The sequence below is a fragment of the Rhabdothermincola salaria genome (genome assembly GCF_021246445.1).
Classification (GTDB): domain Bacteria; phylum Actinomycetota; class Acidimicrobiia; order Acidimicrobiales; family Acidimicrobilacustridaceae; genus Rhabdothermincola_A; species Rhabdothermincola_A salaria.
In genome coordinates this window covers 91,151-107,555 of the sequence record NZ_JAJQXW010000002.1, presented here as the reverse complement: position 1 = coordinate 107,555, position 16,405 = coordinate 91,151, and the positions used below count along the sequence as shown (strand labels likewise).

The 16,405-nt window shown below is 72.2% G+C and carries 14 protein-coding genes; 8 read left to right on the top strand and 6 right to left on the bottom strand.

Annotated features, from left to right (window positions below):
- The first annotated feature begins 3 nt into the window (after window positions 1-3).
- The 5 genes from LUW87_RS19215 to pknB are packed head-to-tail and all read left to right on the top strand — an operon-like array spanning window position 4 to window position 6,492.
- A complete protein-coding gene (locus LUW87_RS19215) occupies window positions 4-489 on the top strand; it encodes an FHA domain-containing protein FhaB/FipA (RefSeq protein WP_232670992.1) in 486 nt (161 codons plus the stop codon).
- A complete protein-coding gene (locus LUW87_RS09775) occupies window positions 486-1,781 on the top strand; it encodes a Stp1/IreP family PP2C-type Ser/Thr phosphatase (protein ID WP_232670991.1) in 1,296 nt (431 codons plus the stop codon). The genes LUW87_RS19215 and LUW87_RS09775 overlap by 4 nt, the downstream gene beginning before the upstream one ends.
- Entirely contained in the window at window positions 1,778-3,127 is a 1,350-nt protein-coding gene (locus LUW87_RS09770; protein WP_232670990.1) for an FtsW/RodA/SpoVE family cell cycle protein, read from the top strand. Before LUW87_RS09775 ends, LUW87_RS09770 begins: the two co-directional genes overlap by 4 nt.
- Window positions 3,124-4,596, top strand: coding sequence for a peptidoglycan D,D-transpeptidase FtsI family protein (locus LUW87_RS09765; RefSeq protein WP_232670989.1), 1,473 nt, complete (start codon window positions 3,124-3,126; stop codon window positions 4,594-4,596). The genes LUW87_RS09770 and LUW87_RS09765 overlap by 4 nt, the downstream gene beginning before the upstream one ends.
- Window positions 4,597-4,641: 45 nt before the next feature.
- Complete coding sequence (gene pknB / locus LUW87_RS09760) at window positions 4,642-6,492, top strand: Stk1 family PASTA domain-containing Ser/Thr kinase (RefSeq protein ID WP_232670988.1); 1,851 nt, start codon at window positions 4,642-4,644, stop codon at window positions 6,490-6,492.
- Window positions 6,493-6,558: 66 nt separating this feature from the next.
- Here the strand turns inward: pknB and LUW87_RS09755 are convergent, their stop codons facing one another.
- Entirely contained in the window at window positions 6,559-7,140 is a 582-nt protein-coding gene (locus tag LUW87_RS09755) for an anthranilate synthase component II (protein WP_232670987.1), read from the bottom strand.
- A 66-nt stretch (window positions 7,141-7,206) separates the two neighbouring features.
- On the opposite strand from LUW87_RS09755, the gene LUW87_RS09750 reads away from it, so the two are divergent.
- Window positions 7,207-7,539, top strand: a complete 333-nt coding sequence (locus LUW87_RS09750) for a cell division protein CrgA (protein ID WP_232670986.1) — start codon at window positions 7,207-7,209, stop codon at window positions 7,537-7,539.
- Between the two features lie 181 nt (window positions 7,540-7,720).
- Here the strand turns inward: LUW87_RS09750 and LUW87_RS09745 are convergent, their stop codons facing one another.
- The 3 genes from LUW87_RS09745 to LUW87_RS09735 form a co-directional block, all read right to left on the bottom strand.
- Window positions 7,721-8,047, bottom strand: coding sequence for a hypothetical protein (locus tag LUW87_RS09745; protein WP_232670985.1), 327 nt, complete (start codon window positions 8,045-8,047; stop codon window positions 7,721-7,723).
- Window positions 8,048-8,086: 39 nt separating this feature from the next.
- A complete protein-coding gene (locus LUW87_RS09740) occupies window positions 8,087-10,099 on the bottom strand; it encodes an oxidoreductase (protein WP_232670984.1) in 2,013 nt (670 codons plus the stop codon).
- 86 nt (window positions 10,100-10,185) lie between these two features.
- On the bottom strand, window positions 10,186-11,379 hold the full coding sequence (locus LUW87_RS09735) for a thiolase family protein (protein WP_232670983.1): 1,194 nt from the start codon (window positions 11,377-11,379) through the stop codon (window positions 10,186-10,188).
- 234 nt (window positions 11,380-11,613) lie between these two features.
- Between LUW87_RS09735 and LUW87_RS09730 the strand changes: the two genes are divergently transcribed.
- Together LUW87_RS09730 and LUW87_RS09725 are read left to right on the top strand one after the other, a co-directional pair.
- Window positions 11,614-13,428 carry an AMP-dependent synthetase/ligase gene (locus LUW87_RS09730; protein WP_232670982.1) on the top strand — a complete coding sequence of 605 codons (1,815 nt, stop codon included), beginning with the start codon at window positions 11,614-11,616 and terminating at the stop codon, window positions 13,426-13,428.
- 18 nt (window positions 13,429-13,446) lie between these two features.
- A complete protein-coding gene (locus LUW87_RS09725) occupies window positions 13,447-14,325 on the top strand; it encodes a PIG-L deacetylase family protein (protein WP_232670981.1) in 879 nt (292 codons plus the stop codon).
- A gap of 24 nt (window positions 14,326-14,349) precedes the next feature.
- Here the strand turns inward: LUW87_RS09725 and LUW87_RS09720 are convergent, their stop codons facing one another.
- The gene (locus LUW87_RS09720; protein ID WP_232670980.1) at window positions 14,350-14,934 is read right to left on the bottom strand and encodes a histidine phosphatase family protein; all 585 of its coding nucleotides are present in this window, start codon (window positions 14,932-14,934) and stop codon (window positions 14,350-14,352) included.
- Window positions 14,931-16,340 carry a glucose-6-phosphate dehydrogenase gene (gene zwf, locus LUW87_RS09715; protein ID WP_232670979.1) on the bottom strand — a complete coding sequence of 470 codons (1,410 nt, stop codon included), beginning with the start codon at window positions 16,338-16,340 and terminating at the stop codon, window positions 14,931-14,933. Before zwf ends, LUW87_RS09720 begins: the two co-directional genes overlap by 4 nt.
- Window positions 16,341-16,405: the final 65 nt, after the last annotated feature.

Genomic DNA, 16,405 nt, shown 5'->3' with positions numbered 1-16,405 from the left:
CGGGTGTCCGACCAGCTGCTCTTCGTCCTGAAGCTGTGCCTGCTGGCGCTGCTCTACCTGTTCTTCTTCCGTGTGCTGCGCGCCGTGTGGGCCGAGCTGCGAACACCCGCACCCACTGCGGCCCCGGCTGCGCCGGCCGCCGGCCCGACCGCGGCGCCGCCTGGCCGGCGGGCCCGCAAAGCGGCCGAGAAGGCGGCCAAGGCGGTGCCCGAGCTGGTGGTGGTGGACCCCGCCGACCAGCGGGGCCGCGCCTACCCGCTGGGCAACGAGGCCTCGATCGGTCGGGCGGCCGGTTGTCAGATCACCGTGGACGACACGTACGTGTCGCAGATCCACGCCCGCGTCTTCACCCGCGACGGGCAGTGGCTGGTCGAGGACCTCGGCTCGACCAACGGCACCTGGATGAACCGCCAACGGGTCTCGGGCCCGATGGTCGTGCAGCGGGGTGACCGGGTCCAGGTCGGCAACACGGTGCTGGAACTGCGGTGACGCGCTTCGCCTGGGGTTCGGCCACCGACACCGGCAGGGTGCGTCAGGCCAACGAGGACGCGCTGCTGGCCGTCGACGGGCTGTTCGTCGTCGCCGACGGCATGGGCGGCCACCGCGGTGGGGCCACGGCCAGCGAGCTGGCGGTGCGCACCGTGCAGGAGCGCTTCACCTCGGCCGGCACCGAGGTCCTGGTGCAAGCCGTCCAGGACGCCAACGAGGCCGTGGTGGCCGAAGCCACCGCTGACCCCGACCTCGAGGGCATGGGCACGACGTTGTGCGCCATGGCCCTCGTCGACGACGACGGCAACGACGCCATCGCCGTGGTCAACGTGGGCGACTCGCGCCTCTACCTGCTGTCCGACGGCGAGCTCACCCAGATCACCGAGGACCACAGCCTGGTGGCCACCATGGAGCGCCAGGGCCGGTTGACCCGGGCCGAGGCCGCCGTGCACCCCCAACGCAACATCCTCACCCGGGCGCTCGGCATCGACACCAAGGTGATGGTGGACTCCTGGGAGATCACCCCGGTCGAGGGCGACCGCTACCTGGTGTGCAGCGATGGTCTCTTCAACGAGGTCGACGACAACCGGCTGGCGGCCACGCTGCGCCGACTCGCCGATCCCCAGGAAGCAGCGCACGAGCTCGTCCGTCTGGCTCTCGAGGGCGGTGGCCGCGACAACATCACGCTCCTCGTCGTCGATGTCCTCGCCGATGGCGGGCCCGGTCCCTCCGGCGCCCGCCCGGCGACCCGCATCACCGCCGCCGTCGCTGGGGAGGACCGCGTCGATGGTGCCGGGCCGCCCGACGGGGACGGGGAGGAGGCGGCGGTCGCCGACAGCGGCGCGGACGACGGGCAGGGTCGAGGCGACCTCGACCGCCCCCGAAGCCGCGTCACCTGGCGGGTGGCGGTGTTCGCGGTGGCCCTGTTGGCGGTCGTCGGCGTGGCCGTGGGCGCGGTGGTGTGGGCCGGCACGGGCACCTACTACGTGGCGCTCGACGGCGACCAGGTCGCCATCTACCGGGGCAAGCCCGGCGGGGTGCTGTGGATCCAGCCCGAGCTGGCCGAGACCACCGAGCTCGACGCCGACCAGGTGCCGGCCGCCTTCCGCCAGGACGTCGAGGCCGGCCACGAGACCTCCAGCCTCGACGACGCCCGCCGCTACGTCGCCAACCTCGTCGAGCAGTACGAGCGGACCACGACGACCACGACGACGACCACCACCACCACCACGACCACCGTCCCCGTCGAGCCCGCCGACCCGGTCACCCTGGGGCCGGTGATCGTGCCGTGACCAACCGGCGCAACACCGAGCTGGGGCTGATGCTCCTGGCCGTCATCATCACCGCCGGCGCCTACGTCCTCGCCAGCCTCGGGGCCGAGGCCCGCATCCCGGCCAACGTGGTGCCCTTCCTCGTGATCGTGCTCGGCCTGCTGCTCGGGGCCCACGTGGCGCTGCGTCGCCTGGCCCCGGACGCCGACCCGATCCTGTTGCCCGTCGCTGCCGTGCTCAACGGGCTCGGCTACGTGCTCATCGCCGGCCTGCCCCCGATGCCCAACATGCCCTCCGGCGAGGAGCTCGCCCGCCAGCAGGCGTTGTGGACCGCCATCGGTGTCGGGGCGTTCATCGCCACCCTCGTGGTGGTGAAGCGCCCGCGCGACCTCGAGCGCTACCGCTACACCTTCGCCCTCGTGGGCATCGGCCTGCTGCTGTTGCCTCTCATCCCCGGCATCGGCAGGGAGATCAACGGCAGCCGCATCTGGGTGGGCCTCGGGCCGGTCAACTTCCAGCCCGGCGAGGTGGCCAAGGTGGTGCTGGCGCTGTTCTTCGCGGCCTATCTGGCCGACCAGCGCGAGCTCATCGCCACCAGTGTGTGGAAGCTCGGCCCCCTTCGCCTCCCGGATCCCAAGTACCTCGGTCCGGTCGTCATCGCCTGGCTCGTGACCCTGGTGGTGATGGTGTACCAGAAGGACCTGGGGTCCTCGCTGATGTTCTTCGCCCTGTTCGTGGTGATGCTCTGGGTGGCCACGGACAGACCCTCGTTCCTCGTGCTCGGCGGCGGGCTGTTCGCGGCCGGGGCCTGGTTCGCGTGGTCCGCCTTCAGCCACGTGCGCCAGCGCGTCGACATCTGGCTCGACCCGTGGCAGGACCCGAGCGACTCCGGCTACCAGATCATCCAGGGCCTCTTCGCCATGGGGTTCGGTGGCCTGGCCGGCACCGGCCTGGGGCTGGGCAGCTCGGTGCGCATCCCGGCCAGCGAGAGCGACTACATCTTCGCCGTGGTGGTCGAGCAGCTGGGCCTGCTGGGCGGCACCGTCGTCATCGTCGCCTTCTTGTTGATGGTCGGCGCCGGGCTGCGCATCGCCTCGCTGGCCGAGCACGCCTTCGACAAGCTCCTCGCCACGGGGCTCACCCTGCTGCTCGGCGTGCAGGCCTTCCTCATCATCGGCGGCGTCACCCGCCTGCTCCCCCTCACCGGCGTCACCTTGCCGTTCATGTCCTACGGCGGTTCGTCGCTGGTGGTGAACTACGTGCTGCTGGCCCTGCTCCTGCGCATCAGCGACCGCAGGCGGGCCACGGTGCCGTCCGTGGACGCCGACACCGGCGCCATGCCCGCCGTGGGCGGGGGGCACGGGTGAACCGCAACATCCGGCGCCTCGGGGTGGCGCTGATGCTCTGCTACGTCGCGCTCTTCGTCAAGCTCAACTGGATCCAGGTCATCGACGCCGACGACCTGGCCAACAACCCCCTCAACACCGCCCCCATCCGCCAGGACTTCAACCGGGCCCGGGGCGCCATCACCTCCGGCGACGGCGTCCTGCTGGCCGAGAGCATCCCGAACCCCGACGTCGACTCCGAGTTCGACCGTCTCCGCGTGTACCCCGAGGGCGAGCTGTTCGGCCACGTCACCGGCTACTTCTCCTTCCAGTTCGGGGCGTCGGGCCTCGAGCGCGAGTACTCCGAGGAGCTCACCGGCCAGACCTTCGGCCAGCAGGTCCGGGGCTTCGCCGATCTCTTCGTGGCCAACGAGAACGTCGGCAACATGACCGTCTCGGTGCGCCAGGACCTCCAGCAGATCGCCAGGGACCAGCTCGGCGAGCGTGAGGGCTCCGTCGTGGCCATCGACCCACGCACCGGCGAGATCCTCAGCTTCTGGAGCTACCCGACCTTCGACCCCAACGCCTTGTCGGGCACCGACATCGAGGCCACCGAGCAGGCCTGGGCGCTGTACAACCTGGCTCCGGGCACGCCCCTGCGAGCCCACCAGTACCAGGACCGCTACTTCCCCGGCTCCACCTTCAAGGTGGTCACCGGGTCCGTCGGCCTCGAGACGGGCACCGTCACCAACGACGAGCCGTCCTACCCGTTCGTCTCGGGCTACACGGCGCCGCAGACCGACCTGGTCATCTCCAACTTCGGGGGGCGGGTGTGCGGTGGCACGCTGCCCGAGATCCTCGCCGTGTCCTGCAACTCCTCCTTCGCCCAGATGGGCACCGAGACCATCGGCGGCGAGCTCATGGTGCAGGGATCCGAGTCGTGGGGCTTCAACCGCGACGTGCCGATCGACATGCCGGCTCCGGCCCAGTCGTTCTTCCCCCCCGACGTGGTGTCCAACCCGCCCAAGCTGGCGCAGTCCTCCATCGGGCAGAGCGACGTCCAGGCCACCCCGTTGCAGATGGCGATGGTGGCGGGGGCCGTCGCCAACGGGGGCACCATGATGCGGCCCCACCTCATGACCGAGATCCGCAACCGCCAGGGCAGCCTCGTCGACGAGGCCGACCCGGAGCCCTGGCTCACCCCGCTGTCGCCGACCAACGCCGAGACCATGCGGGTCGACATGATCGGCGTCGTCGAGGACGGCACCGCCACTGCCCTGCGCATCCCCGGGTTCGAGGTGGGCGGAAAGACCGGCACCGCCCAGCTGGGCACCGATCCGCCCCGCAGCCACACCTGGATCATCGGGTTCGCGGGCCCGCCGGGCCAACCCGCCACCGTGGCTGTCGCCGTGGTGGTGCTGGACCAGGACGGCGGCAGCGAGGCCACCGGCGGTCGCGTCGCCGGGCCCATCGCCCGGGCCGTCCTCGAGGCTGCGCTGGCCCGTCCCTGAGGGTGCCCCGGTGGCCAGGGGGGCCATCGGTAGTGTGGCGGCCGTATGTCCGACACGCCGACGGGGCCCACCGTCTTCAACGACCGTTACGAACTGCACCGCAAGCTCGCCCGGGGCGGCATGGCCGACGTGTACCTCGCCCGCGACCTGCTGCTCGACCGCCCGGTGGCGGTCAAGGTGCTGTTCGCCGAGAACGCCAAGGACGAGACCTTCGTCGAGCGCTTCCGGCGTGAGGCCCAGGCGGCGGCCAACCTGAACCACCCCAACGTGGTCGCCGTCTACGACTGGGGCGCCCAGTACGACACCTACTTCATCGTCATGGAGTACGTGGAGGGACGCCCGCTGTCGGAGATCATCCGCTCCGACGGCCCGCTGCACCCCGACCGGGCCGCCGAGATCACGGCCGACTGCGCCGCCGCCCTCGCCTTCGCTCACCGCAACGGCGTGGTGCACCGCGACGTCAAGCCCGGCAACATCCTCATCACCTCCGCCGGTCAGGTGAAGGTGGCCGACTTCGGCATCGCCCAGGCCGGCCAGGCCGGCGAGGCTGCCGTCAACCTCACCCAGGCCGGGTCGGTCATGGGCACCGCCACCTACTTCTCACCGGAGCAGGCCCAAGGGCACGCCGTCGATCCCCGCAGCGACGTCTACAGCCTCGGGTGCGTGCTCTACGAGATGCTCACCACCCGGCCGCCGTTCACCGGCGACACCCCGGTGGCCATCGCCTACAAGCACGTGCAGGAGGCGGTGGTCCCGCCGACGCGCATCAACGCCAACGTGCCCGCCGCGCTCGAGGCCGTCACCCTGAAGGCGCTCGAGAAGGCACCCGCCGGGCGCTACGCCTCAGCCGAAGACCTGCGGGCCGACCTGCGCCGCTTCCTCGAGCGCAAGCCCGTCGTCGCCCTGAGCGGGGCCGCGGCCGCCGCCGCCGGCGCGGCCGCCGGGCTCGCCGCCGCAGGGGCGGGTGCCGATGCCACCGTGGCCGTCCCCGCCACCGGCGCCGGTGGCCCGGTGCTCACCCCGCCGCCCACCGGGCCCGTGGGCCCCGTCACCCCCGGGCAGGGCACGCCGGCCTACCCACCGTCCGACGACAAGCCCAAGCGCACCGGTCTCTACGTCGCCATCCTCATCTTGTTGCTCATCGTGCTCGGCGCCGGCCTGTTCTTCATCGGCTCGCAGCTCGACCAGCCCTCGGCCGAGGTGACGGTGCCCGACGTCGTGGGCCTGCAGATCGCCGATGCCGTGCCCCGCATCGAGGACGAGGGCTTCCGCACCGACATCCGGGAGGAGGCCAGCGACCGCCCCGTGGGCGAGGTGTTCCAGCAGACGCCGGAGGGCAACACCAAGGCCGAGGACGGCTCCACCGTCGTGCTGCGGGTCAGCTCCGGGCTGGGCGAGGTCGAGGTGCCCGACGTGGCGGGTCGCACCCGCGCCGCCGCCGAATCGCTGCTGCGCACCGAGCAGTTCGTGCCCGAGGTGCGCGAGCAGCCCGACTCCGAGGTCCCGGCCGGCGACGTCATCAGCCAGAACCCGGCGGGAGGCTCCATGGCCGAGAAGGGCTCGGTGGTGCAGCTGATCGTCTCGTCCGGCCCGCCGCAGGTGACCGTCCCCGACCTGTTCAACCAGAGCTCGTCGGCCGCGGCCAACACCCTGGGTCAGCTGGGGCTGCAGGTCGACACCCGCGAGGAGCCGTCGACCTCGGTCGCCGCCGGCAACGTGATCGGCACCGAACCGCCTTCGGGCACCGAGGTGGCCGAAGGATCCAGGGTGGTCCTGATCGTGTCGACCGGCCCGCCGCCCACGACGACGACGACCACCACCACCACCACCACGACCGCGCCGCCCACGACGACGACCACCACGGCGCCCACCACCTCGACCACCGCGGGCGGCTGATCCGTCGCCTCGGGGACGATCCGGTGCCGGCCCGACCGGCATCGCCGGGGCCGACCGGACCCGGGTTCAGCCCTCGCAGCGCTCGAGGAAGTTGGCCACCAGCTGGTGCCCGGACGCCGTGAGGATGGACTCCGGGTGGAACTGCACCCCTTCGACGTCGTGGGTGCGGTGGCGCAGACCCATGACCAGCCCCTCGTCGGTCTCGGCGGTGATCTCGAGCTCGTCGGGGACCGAGGCGCGGTCGACGACCAGGGAGTGGTAGCGGGTGGCCTCGAGCGGTTGGGGCAGCCCGGCGAAGACCCCGTGACCGTGGTGGCGCACCAGCGAGGTCTTGCCGTGCATGATCTCGGGGGCGCGGACGACCTCGCCGCCGAAGACCTGCCCGATGCACTGGTGGCCGAGGCACACGCCGAACACGGGACGACGCCCGGCGAAGTGGCGGATCACGTCGTTGGAGAGCCCGGCGTCCTCGGGTCGCCCGGGCCCGGGGGACACGAGCACGCCGTCGGGTTCGAGCTCCACGATCTGTTCGAGCGTGAGTTCGTCGCTGCGGTGGACGAGCGGCTCGGCCCCGAGCTCCCCGAGGTACTGCACCAGGTTGAACACGAACGAGTCGTAGTTGTCGAGCACGAGGATCCGGGCGGCCATCGCCCGCCAAGGTACCCGTGTCCCCGCGCCGTCCCTGCACGGGTTGGGCCGAAGTAGATTCCCGGCATGGCCAGCAGCGACAAGCGCCCCGCTCCCACCCGCCGCACCGGCGGGCGGGTCACCCCCAAGGGCGGCCCGTCCCCCAAGAAGGGTGATCCCGCGTCGGGAGCCGGTGGGCCCGAGGCGTCGACCCGCTACACGCCGCCGGTGCCCAAGTCCCAGACGGTGAGCCCCGTCTGGGTGCCCTGGCTGATGTTGGCGCTGTTCGCGCTCGGCGTGGTGGTGATCTTCCTGCACTACACCGAGGCGCTCCTGCCCGGTGCGGCCAGCAACTGGTGGCTCTTCGGCGGCCTGGGCTTCATCCTGGCCGGCATCATCACCGCCACCCAGTACCGCTAGCCGCGCCGGCCCGGCCCGGGCGCTCGGCCGGCGGCAGAAGGCCCGTCCGTGCTCTCCACAGGCTGTGGACAGCACTGGGGAGGGTCACATCGATGTAACTTGCCCGCCGCCCAGTTGTCACGTTCGTCGCACGGACGTCGTCTGGCCGTCGCCCTGGGCGGCTCGGTCGGCCCGGGACGCCTCAGAGGTCCTCGACGGGGGTCATGAGCGTCATCTCCTCCTGGCAGTGCCGGGGAGGATCGGGCTCCATGTCCGGCGCGATCGTCATGCGGACCTCGGTTCCGCAGATCTCGCAGCGGTAGGCGATCTTCACCTTGCGCAGCTCGCCGGCGGGTGGGGGCTCGGGGATCGGGCGGGCCATGCCCCCGAGCATCAACACGCCCACGCGCAGGATCAGCCAGCAGGCGAGGGCGGCCACGACCACCCGCCAGAGCTGGAACCCAGCGAGCAGGGCGGCCGCGGCGGCGAGGGCGACGAAGCCGAGGATGGCGGGGTGGCGCAGGCGCATCGCGGTCCAGGCTAGGGGGCCGGAGGGACGCCGCCGCCCTCAGAGGGCCAGGGCGACCCGGGCGCCCTCGAGGGTGGCGTGCATCATCCGTCGGGGCGCGAGGGCATCGCCCACCACGTGGACCTCGGGGACCCGACCCCGGAGCTCCCGGGCGAGCCGGTCGTCGGGGAGCGACCCGCAGGCCAGCACCACGGTGGCGTCGGCCAGGTGGCGTCGCTCGCGGGTCAGGGTGTCCTCGACGACGGCGCCGGCCTCGTCGACCTCGACGAGGCGGTGCAGCAGCGACACGGTCACGCCCTTGCCGGCCAGGCGCTGGCGCAGGGGCAGGCGGGTCCCGTCCTCGGCGCCGGACGCGAAGTCGAACTGCTGGGAGACGAGCTCGACCTGTGCGCCCCGGTCGGCGAGGAACTCGGCGACCGTGGGGGGCCCGAGGTGCTTCTCGAACTCGCCCACGACCAGCGCGGTCGAGCCGACCGGGGTCCCGCCGAGCACGTCGAGGGCGGTGACGACCCTTGGGTCGGCGATGCCGGGCACGTCGGGGACGAGGGGTCGGGCGCCGGTCGCCACCACCACCACGTCGGCCCCGAAGTCGACCAGCTCGTCGGCGGTGACCGCGTTGCCCAGCACGAGCTGCACGCCCAGGCGTCGCAGCTCCCCCTCGAACCAGGCGGCGTGGTCTCGCAGGTTGCGTCGGTTCGGGTCGAGGGCCAGCACCGCCGGGGTGCCGCCCAGCTGGCGGGAGGCGTCGGCCAGCCACACCTCGTGGCCCCGCTCCGCGGCCACCCGCGCCGCCTCCATGCCGGCCGGCCCGGCGCCGACGACCACGACCTTGCGGGCGGTCTCGGTGGGCACCAGCTCCATCTCGTCCTCACGGGCGGCCGCCGCGTTGACCGCGCAGGTGACGGGGACCCGGTGCGAGCCGATGGCGTGGCACTCGGACATCCCGAGGCACATGCGCACCTCGTGGGCCCGTCCCGCCCGGGCCTTGTTGGGCAGGTCGGGATCGGCGATGAGGGCCCGGACCATGCCGACCAGGTCGGCGTGGCCCTCGGCCAGCACGCTCTCGGCGATGGCCAGGTCCGCGATGCGCCCGGTGACGAGGACGGGCACGTCGGTGGCGGCGCGCACCGCGGCGGCCGCGGCCACGTTGAAGCCGGGCTCGCGGTACCAGGGGCTCACGTAGGCGACCTCGGGGCCGTCGCCGAACCCGGCGTAGTTGCCGCCGCTCACGCTGACCCACGCCACCTCGTCGCCCAGGTCGCCGGCGATGCCGGCCAGCTCCTCGATGGTGATCCCCCGCGACTCGCCGTCGCCGTCGGCGCCGATGCGGATGCCGATCGGGAAGTCGGGCCCGACCATCGCACGAGCCGCGGCGAGGACCTCCCGCACGAACCGGAGCCGGCGCTCCCGATCCCCGCCCCATCCGTCGGTGCGGCGGTTGGCCCAGGGGGAGAGGAACTGGTTGACCAGGTAGCCGTGGGCGCCGTGGATCTCGGCGGCGTCGAGACCGGCCTCGGCGATGCGTCGAATGGAGTGGGCGAACCCGACCACCAGCTCGGCGATCTCGTGCTCGTCGAGAGGGTGCGGGACCAGAGCCTCGTAGGGGTCGGCGACGGCGGAGGGCGCCATGAGCGGTCCGGGGATGGCCCCGTGGCGAGCCGCGCCCGAGTGGTAGACCTGCCCGTACCCGAGCGCCCCCTCGGCGTGGATCACCTCGGCCCGACGGCGCAGGGCGGGGATCGTGGTCTCGTCGTAGAAGGCGATGCCCGCAGCGCTCACGGGCGAGAGGGCCTTGTGGTCCCAGTCCGGTGCGGGTGCCTCCGGCCCCGGGCCGAGGGCGTAGCCGTAGACGCCGCCCCCACCGTGCACACCGAGCAGGCCCGCCCCGCCCCGGGCCCGCTCCTGCAGGTAGCGCACGTCGCGGTCGGCACCCAGCCCGGTGCCGTGGGTGGTGTTGACGATGCGGTTGCGGACGGTCAGGGGGCCGATGCGCAGGGGGCTGAAGAGCCGCGGGAAGGCGGCTGGTGCGGTGTTGCGCTCGTCATTCGGCATGTGGACCCCCATGGTGTGGCGGTCCCCATCATTGCAATCATTGGCACCGACCGCGGCACGGTCGCCGGAGTCAGCGGAGGGGCGAGTCAGCCCAGGCGTTCGATGATGGTGGCGTTGGCCAGGCCGCCGCCCTCGCACATGGTCTGCAGGCCGTAGCGGCCGCCGGTGCGCTCGAGCTCGTTGAGCAGGGTGGCCATGAGCTTGGTGCCCGAGGCCCCCAGGGGGTGGCCGAGGGCGATGGCCCCTCCGTTGACGTTCACCTTGTCCATGTCGGGGTGGAGCTCCTTCTCCCACGCCAACACGACCGAGGCGAAGGCCTCGTTGATCTCCACCAGGTCGATGTCGTCCATGGAGAGCCCGGACTTGTCGAGGATCTTCTGGGTGGCGGGGATGGGCCCGGTGAGCATGGTCACCGGGTCGACACCGGCCAGGGCGAAGCTGTGGAACCGGGCACGGGGGGTGAGGCCGAGCTGCGCGGCCTTCTCCTCGCTCATCACGAGTAGCGCCGAGGCCCCGTCGGTGATCTGGCTGGAGTTGCCGGCGGTGATCTTGCCGTCGGGCTTGAAGGCGGGCTTGAGGTTGGCGAGGGTGTCGGCGGTCGTGGTGTCGCGGATGCCCTCGTCGGCGGTCAGCGTGGCGTCGGACCGGATCAGCTCGCCCGTCTCCTTGTCGCGGGGCTTGGCCGCGACCGCGAGGATCTCGCGTTCGAAGCGACCCTCGTCGCGAGCCGTTGCCGCCCGCTGCTGGGACCGGGCGCCGTAGGCGTCGAGGTCCTCGCGGGACAGGTCCCAGCGGTCGGCGATGATCTCCGCCGAGATGCCCTGGGGCACGAGGCCGCCGGCTTCGGCGTAGCGGGCCTCCATGCGGGGTCCGAACGGGAAGCCCACGTTCTTGGAGACCGAGGCCCCCATCGGCACCAGGCTCATGACCTCGACCCCGGCCGCGATCACGACGTCGTGCACCCCGGCCATCACGGCTTGGGCCGCGAAGTGGGCCGCCTGCTGCGAGGAGCCGCACTGGCGGTCGATGCTGGTGGCCGGCACCGACTCGGGGAAGCCGGCGGCCAGCACGGCGTTGCGTCCGATGTTGAGGGCCTGGGCGCCGGCCTGCATCACGCAGCCCATGATCACGTCCTCGACCAGCGCCGGGTCGAGGTCGTTGCGGTCCACGAGGGCCCGGAGCGTCTCCGCGGCCAGGTCGGCGGGATGCCAGCCCGACAGGGAGCCGTTGCGCTTGCCGCCGGGGGTGCGGATGGCATCGACGATCACCGCGGTGGTCATGGTGGGTCCCTTCGGGCCGAGGAGCGGGAGCGTTCTTGACCGTTCGGTCAAGACTCTGCGGGGCCAAGTGTGCCGCCTCGTCGTCGGTCCCCACAACCGAGCGGCCCGGCCCGCCGCGGTGCCGCGCGCTCGCTGACGGAATCGTCACCCACGACGGGACAGGCCGGCCGACACTGGGCCACAATGGGCCCCTACTGTGACCCGCGACACAGCCCGTCGACCCGAGGAGACCCCATGGCCGTCACCGAGGTGACCGAATCCGACCTGGACGCGCTGGCCGACGGCCGCACCATCCCCGGGGAGTTCGCCGCGCTCAGCGCCCGCATCCCCGACCAGGTGGCCCTCCGCTGGCGCGGCGACGACGAGACCTGGCACCACTGGACCTACGCCGAGTACCGCGACCGCGTGGCCCGGTTGGCCACCGGCCTGCGCGACCTCGGCGTGCGGTCGGGCGATCGGGTGGTGCTCATGTTGCGCAACGTCCCCGAGTTCCACGTCGTCGACCTGGCCGTCGCCTCGCTCGGCGCCACCCCCGTGTCGATCTACAACTCGTCGTCGCCGGAGCAGATCGCCTACCTCGCCGGCCACTGCGAGGCGGTCGTGGCCGTGGTGGAGGACCGCGGTTTCCTCGACCGCTTCCTGGCGGTGCGCGACGAGCTGCCCCGCCTCCGCCACCTCGTGGTGGCCCAGCCCGACGGCGAGCTGCCCGACGACGGTGTCGCGCTGGCCGACCTCCTGCAGAGCGAGCCGCTCGACCTCGAGCCCGCCTCCGCCGAGGTCGACCCTGCCAGCCTGGCCACCATCATCTACACCTCGGGCACCACCGGGCCGCCCAAGGGCGTCACCATCACCCATCGCAACGCGGTGTGGACCCTCGAGAGCCTCAAGCCGCTCCTGCCGTGGGACGACCACGTCGGCAAGCGGGTCGTGTCGTACCTGCCCATGGCCCACATCGCCGAGCGGGTCACCTCCCACTACGCCGGGCTCATGCTCGGCTACGAGGTCACCACCTGCCCCGACCCCTCCCTGTTGTCGACCTACCTCAAGGAGGTGCGTCCCCACTTCCTGTTCGGTGTGCCGCGGGTCTTCGAGAAGATCCACGCCGGCGTGAACGCCGCCCTCGGCCTCGACCCGGAGAAGAAGCAGCAGTTCGACGACGCGATCGCCGCGGCCACGCCCATCGCCCGGGCCATCGACTGGGGGGAGGCCACCGAGGAGCAGCTGGCGACGTGGGCCTTCCTCGACGAGGTCGCCTTCCGACCCGTCCGTGAGCTGGTCGGGCTCGACCAGGTCCTGGGGGCCGTGAGCGGAGCGGCGCCGATCCCTGCCGAGGTGCTCACCTGGTTCCGCGCCATCGGTGTGCCCATGTCGGAGATCTACGGCATGTCGGAGTCCACCGGTCCGATGACCTGGACCCCCACGCGGGTCAAGGCGGGCACGGTCGGACCGGCGATCCCCGGGACCGAGGTGGCCCTGGCCGACGACGGCGAGGTGGTCTTCCGGGGCGGCAACGTCTTCGGCGGGTACCTCGACGCGCCGGAGAAGACGGCCGAGGCGCTCGACGACGACGGCTGGCTCCACTCCGGCGACATCGGCGTGATCGACGAGCACGGCTACCTGCGCATCGTCGACCGCAAGAAGGAGCTCATCATCACCGCCGGTGGCAAGAACGTGAGCCCGGCCAATCTCGAGGCCTCCCTCAAGCTCGTGCCGCTCATCGGGCAGGCCTGCGCCATCGGCGACAAGCGTCCCTTCGTGTCCGCCCTCGTCACCCTCGATCCCGAGGTGGCGCCCGTGTGGGCCAAGGGGCAGGGCATCGAGTTCGACGACCTCGACGACCTGGCCGCCCACCCCGAGGTGGTCGCCGCGGTCGACCAGGGCGTGCGGGAGGTGATGGCCGAGTTCAACAACGCCGAGGCCGTCAAGAAGGTGGCCATCCTCGGCGAGGAGTGGCTGCCGGACACCGACGTGCTCACCCCCACCTCCAAGCTCAAGCGGCGCGGGGTGCACGCCCGCTACGCCGATCGGATCGAGGCGCTCTACGCCTGAGGCCACCACACTGGGCGGGTGAGTCGCCTGCCCGCCTTCCTCGTCGAGCCCGGTCGCACGGTCGACGTGCTCGTGCCCGACGGCGCCGGCGTCGACGACGCGCTGGCGCGCACCACGGTGGTGGCCGTCGGGGCCCACCCCGACGACGTCGAGCTGCTCGGCCTGGCCGACATCGGTGCGTGCCGCGACGATCCCCTCCGCTGGTTCACGGGCCTGACCGTCGCCGACGGTGCGGGTGCCCCCGGTCCGCAGGCCACCGACGCGGCCGATCGCGACGGGCTGCCGGCGCGTCGTCGCCAGGAGCAGCGCAACGCCGCCCGCATCGGCCGCTACGGGCTGCAGCTCCAGCTCGGCCGGCCCAGTGCCGAGATCCTCGACCCACGAAGCCGCCTCGCCGTGGTGGGCGAGGTCGCCGAGCTCCTCCGCGCCGCTCGACCGACCCGGGTCCTCACCCACTCGCTCCTCGATCGCCACCCCACCCACGTGGCTGTCGCCCTCGCCGTGATCGACGCCTGCCGGCGACTGGGCCACGACGAGCGCCCCGCGGAGCTGTTGGGGGTGGAGGTCTGGCGGGGGCACGACTGGTTACCTGATGCGGCCAAGGTCCGCCTCGACGCCTCCGGCCACGGCGAGCTCGGGGCCCGCCTCCTGGCCGCTCACGCCAGCCAGGTGGCGGTCAAGCCCTACGACGTCGCCGCCGCCGCCCGACGGCGGGCCAACGCCACGTTCGACGATCCCCACCGGGCCGACGCGGCCGGCGAGGTGGTCCTCGCCGCCGACCTCACGCCTCTCCTCGACGAGGAGGGCCCGGACCCGGTCACCTACGTCGACGACCTCGTCGATCGCCTCCGCGACGAGGTCGTCGGCCTGGTGCGCTCGCTGCGAGGCGGCGACTGAGGTCGCCACCCGGTCGAGCCGCCCTCAGCCCCTGGCGTTCCAGAGGTGGACGCAGGGCATGTCGTGCTCCCAGCCCAGGCGCGACAGGGTGGCGGTGCCCAGCACGAACCGCCGCCCCTCGACCGGGTCGAGGCGGCACCATCGGGCGGTGAACACGCGCAGGAGGTGGCCGTGGGCGACGACGAGGCTGTCGCCGTCGACGGCCCGGAGGCGTTCGATCACCCGATCGCAGCGGGTCGCCACCTCCGCGAGGGTCTCTCCCCCGGGGATGGGACCCGACCAGACCGTCCAGTCGGGCACCGTGCGCTGGATCTCCCGGCTGGTGACCCCCTCGTAGTCGCCGTAGTCCCACTCGACGAGGTCGTCGTCGACCTCAGCGGCGGCGTGGCCGGCCAACTCGGCGGTGCGACGGGCCCGTTGCAGCGGGCTGGTGAGCACGGTCGAGAAGGTGCGACCGGCGAGCAGGGCGCCGGTCGCCCGGGCCTGCTCCTCGCCCTCGGGCAGCAGGGGGATGTCGGTGCGGCCGGTGTGACGTCCGTCGCGACTCCACTCGGTGGCACCGTGGCGGACGAGGTAGACGTCGGGCGGTCCGGCCGAACCGTCGCTCACTGGTGCTCCCCGGGGGGCTCCTCTGGCCAGCCCCCGTGGTGGCGCACGAGGTCGGCGGCCCGACGGGGCCCCCACGACCCCTGGCTGTAGCGCTGGACCTCGGGGTACTCGTCCAGGATCCGGTCGACGACGCGCCACGACTCGAGCACCGAGTCCTCGCGGGCGAAGAGGGTGGGATCGCCGGTCATGGCCTCCTCGATGAGGAGCTCGTAGGGCTCCGGGCCGATGTCGGCGCGCTCGTCGGGGGCCGGCGCCAACGTGACGGCGGTGGGCATCATCTCGTCGCCGGGCTCCTTGCGCAGCCAGGTGAGAGCGGCGAAGTTCTCGGGCTTGACCTCGATGCGGATCGAGTTGTGGGGCAGGTGCGAGTGCTCGGGGATCCACATCGGTCGGGGCGGAGCCTTGAACTCGATGGTCATCTCGGTGACGGTGCGCTCGAGCGCCTTGCCCGCCCGCAGGAAGAAGGGCACGCCGCTCCAGCGGGGGCAGTCGATGTCGAGGCGGAAGGCGGCGTAGGTCTCGGTGTCCGAGCCGGGACGGACACCGGGGACCTCGAGGTAGCCGTCGTACTGGCCTCGCACGAAGTGGGTCGGATCGACGGGCCGGCAGGCTTCGAGCACCTTGGCCTTCTCGTCGCGCAGGGAGCGGGCGTCCTCCTTCACCGGCTGCTCCATGGCCAGCAGCGCCACCATCTGCAGCAGGTGGTTCTGCATCACGTCCCGCATGGCACCGACCGAGTCGTAGAAGGCGCCACGGTCTTCGACCCCGAAGGCCTCGGCCATGGTGATCTTCACCGCGGAGACCACGTTGCGGTTCCAGAGCGGCTCGACGATCGCGTTGGCGAAGCGGGTGACCAGCAGGCTCCGCAGCGCCTCCTTGCCCACGAAGTGGTCGATGCGGAAGATGGCCGACTCGGGGAAGTGCTGGTGCAACGTGTCGTTGAGCTCGACGGCGGAGTCGTGGTCCCGTCCGAACGGCTTCTCGATGACGAGCCGGGCGCCGTCGGCCAGGCCGACCCCGGCGATGCCGTCGGCCACCGTGGCGAACATCGACGGGGGGATGGCGAAGTGGAAGATGGGGTGCTCGGCGGGCCCGGCGGCGGCCCGGAGCTTCTCGAACGTGGCCGGGTCGGTGTAGTCGCCCGACACGTACCGCAGGTTCGCCGCCAGGCGCTCGAAGGCGTCGTCGTCCCACTCCTCGCCTTGCTCGGCGATCGAGGCGCGAGCGTGATTGCGCAGGTCGTCGTCGGTCCAGTCGTCGAGCGCCACCCCGATGACCGGGATCCCCAACAACCCCCGCCGCTCCAGCCGGTAGATGGCAGGAAACAGCTTCTTCTTGGCCAGGTCACCGGAGGCACCGAACATGACCAAGAGGTCCGATCGCGGCCGATCCACGGAAAGGGGCATCGTCACTCCAGGCGAGGTGGGCGGTCGGAGTCACCGTACCGGTTGGGCACGCAGCGGACCGGCGG

Coding starts and splice junctions, on each gene's coding strand:
- zwf (WP_232670979.1), bottom strand. CDS start 16,340: ATGCCCCTTTCCGTGGATCGGCCGCGATCGGACCTCTTGGTCATGTTC.
- LUW87_RS09735 (WP_232670983.1), bottom strand. CDS start 11,379: ATGACCACCGCGGTGATCGTCGATGCCATCCGCACCCCCGGCGGCAAG.
- LUW87_RS09755 (WP_232670987.1), bottom strand. CDS start 7,140: ATGGCCGCCCGGATCCTCGTGCTCGACAACTACGACTCGTTCGTGTTC.
- LUW87_RS09730 (WP_232670982.1), top strand. CDS start 11,614: ATGGCCGTCACCGAGGTGACCGAATCCGACCTGGACGCGCTGGCCGAC.
- pknB (WP_232670988.1), top strand. CDS start 4,642: ATGTCCGACACGCCGACGGGGCCCACCGTCTTCAACGACCGTTACGAA.
- LUW87_RS09745 (WP_232670985.1), bottom strand. CDS start 8,047: ATGCGCCTGCGCCACCCCGCCATCCTCGGCTTCGTCGCCCTCGCCGCC.
- LUW87_RS09750 (WP_232670986.1), top strand. CDS start 7,207: ATGGCCAGCAGCGACAAGCGCCCCGCTCCCACCCGCCGCACCGGCGGG.
- LUW87_RS09740 (WP_232670984.1), bottom strand. CDS start 10,099: ATGCCGAATGACGAGCGCAACACCGCACCAGCCGCCTTCCCGCGGCTC.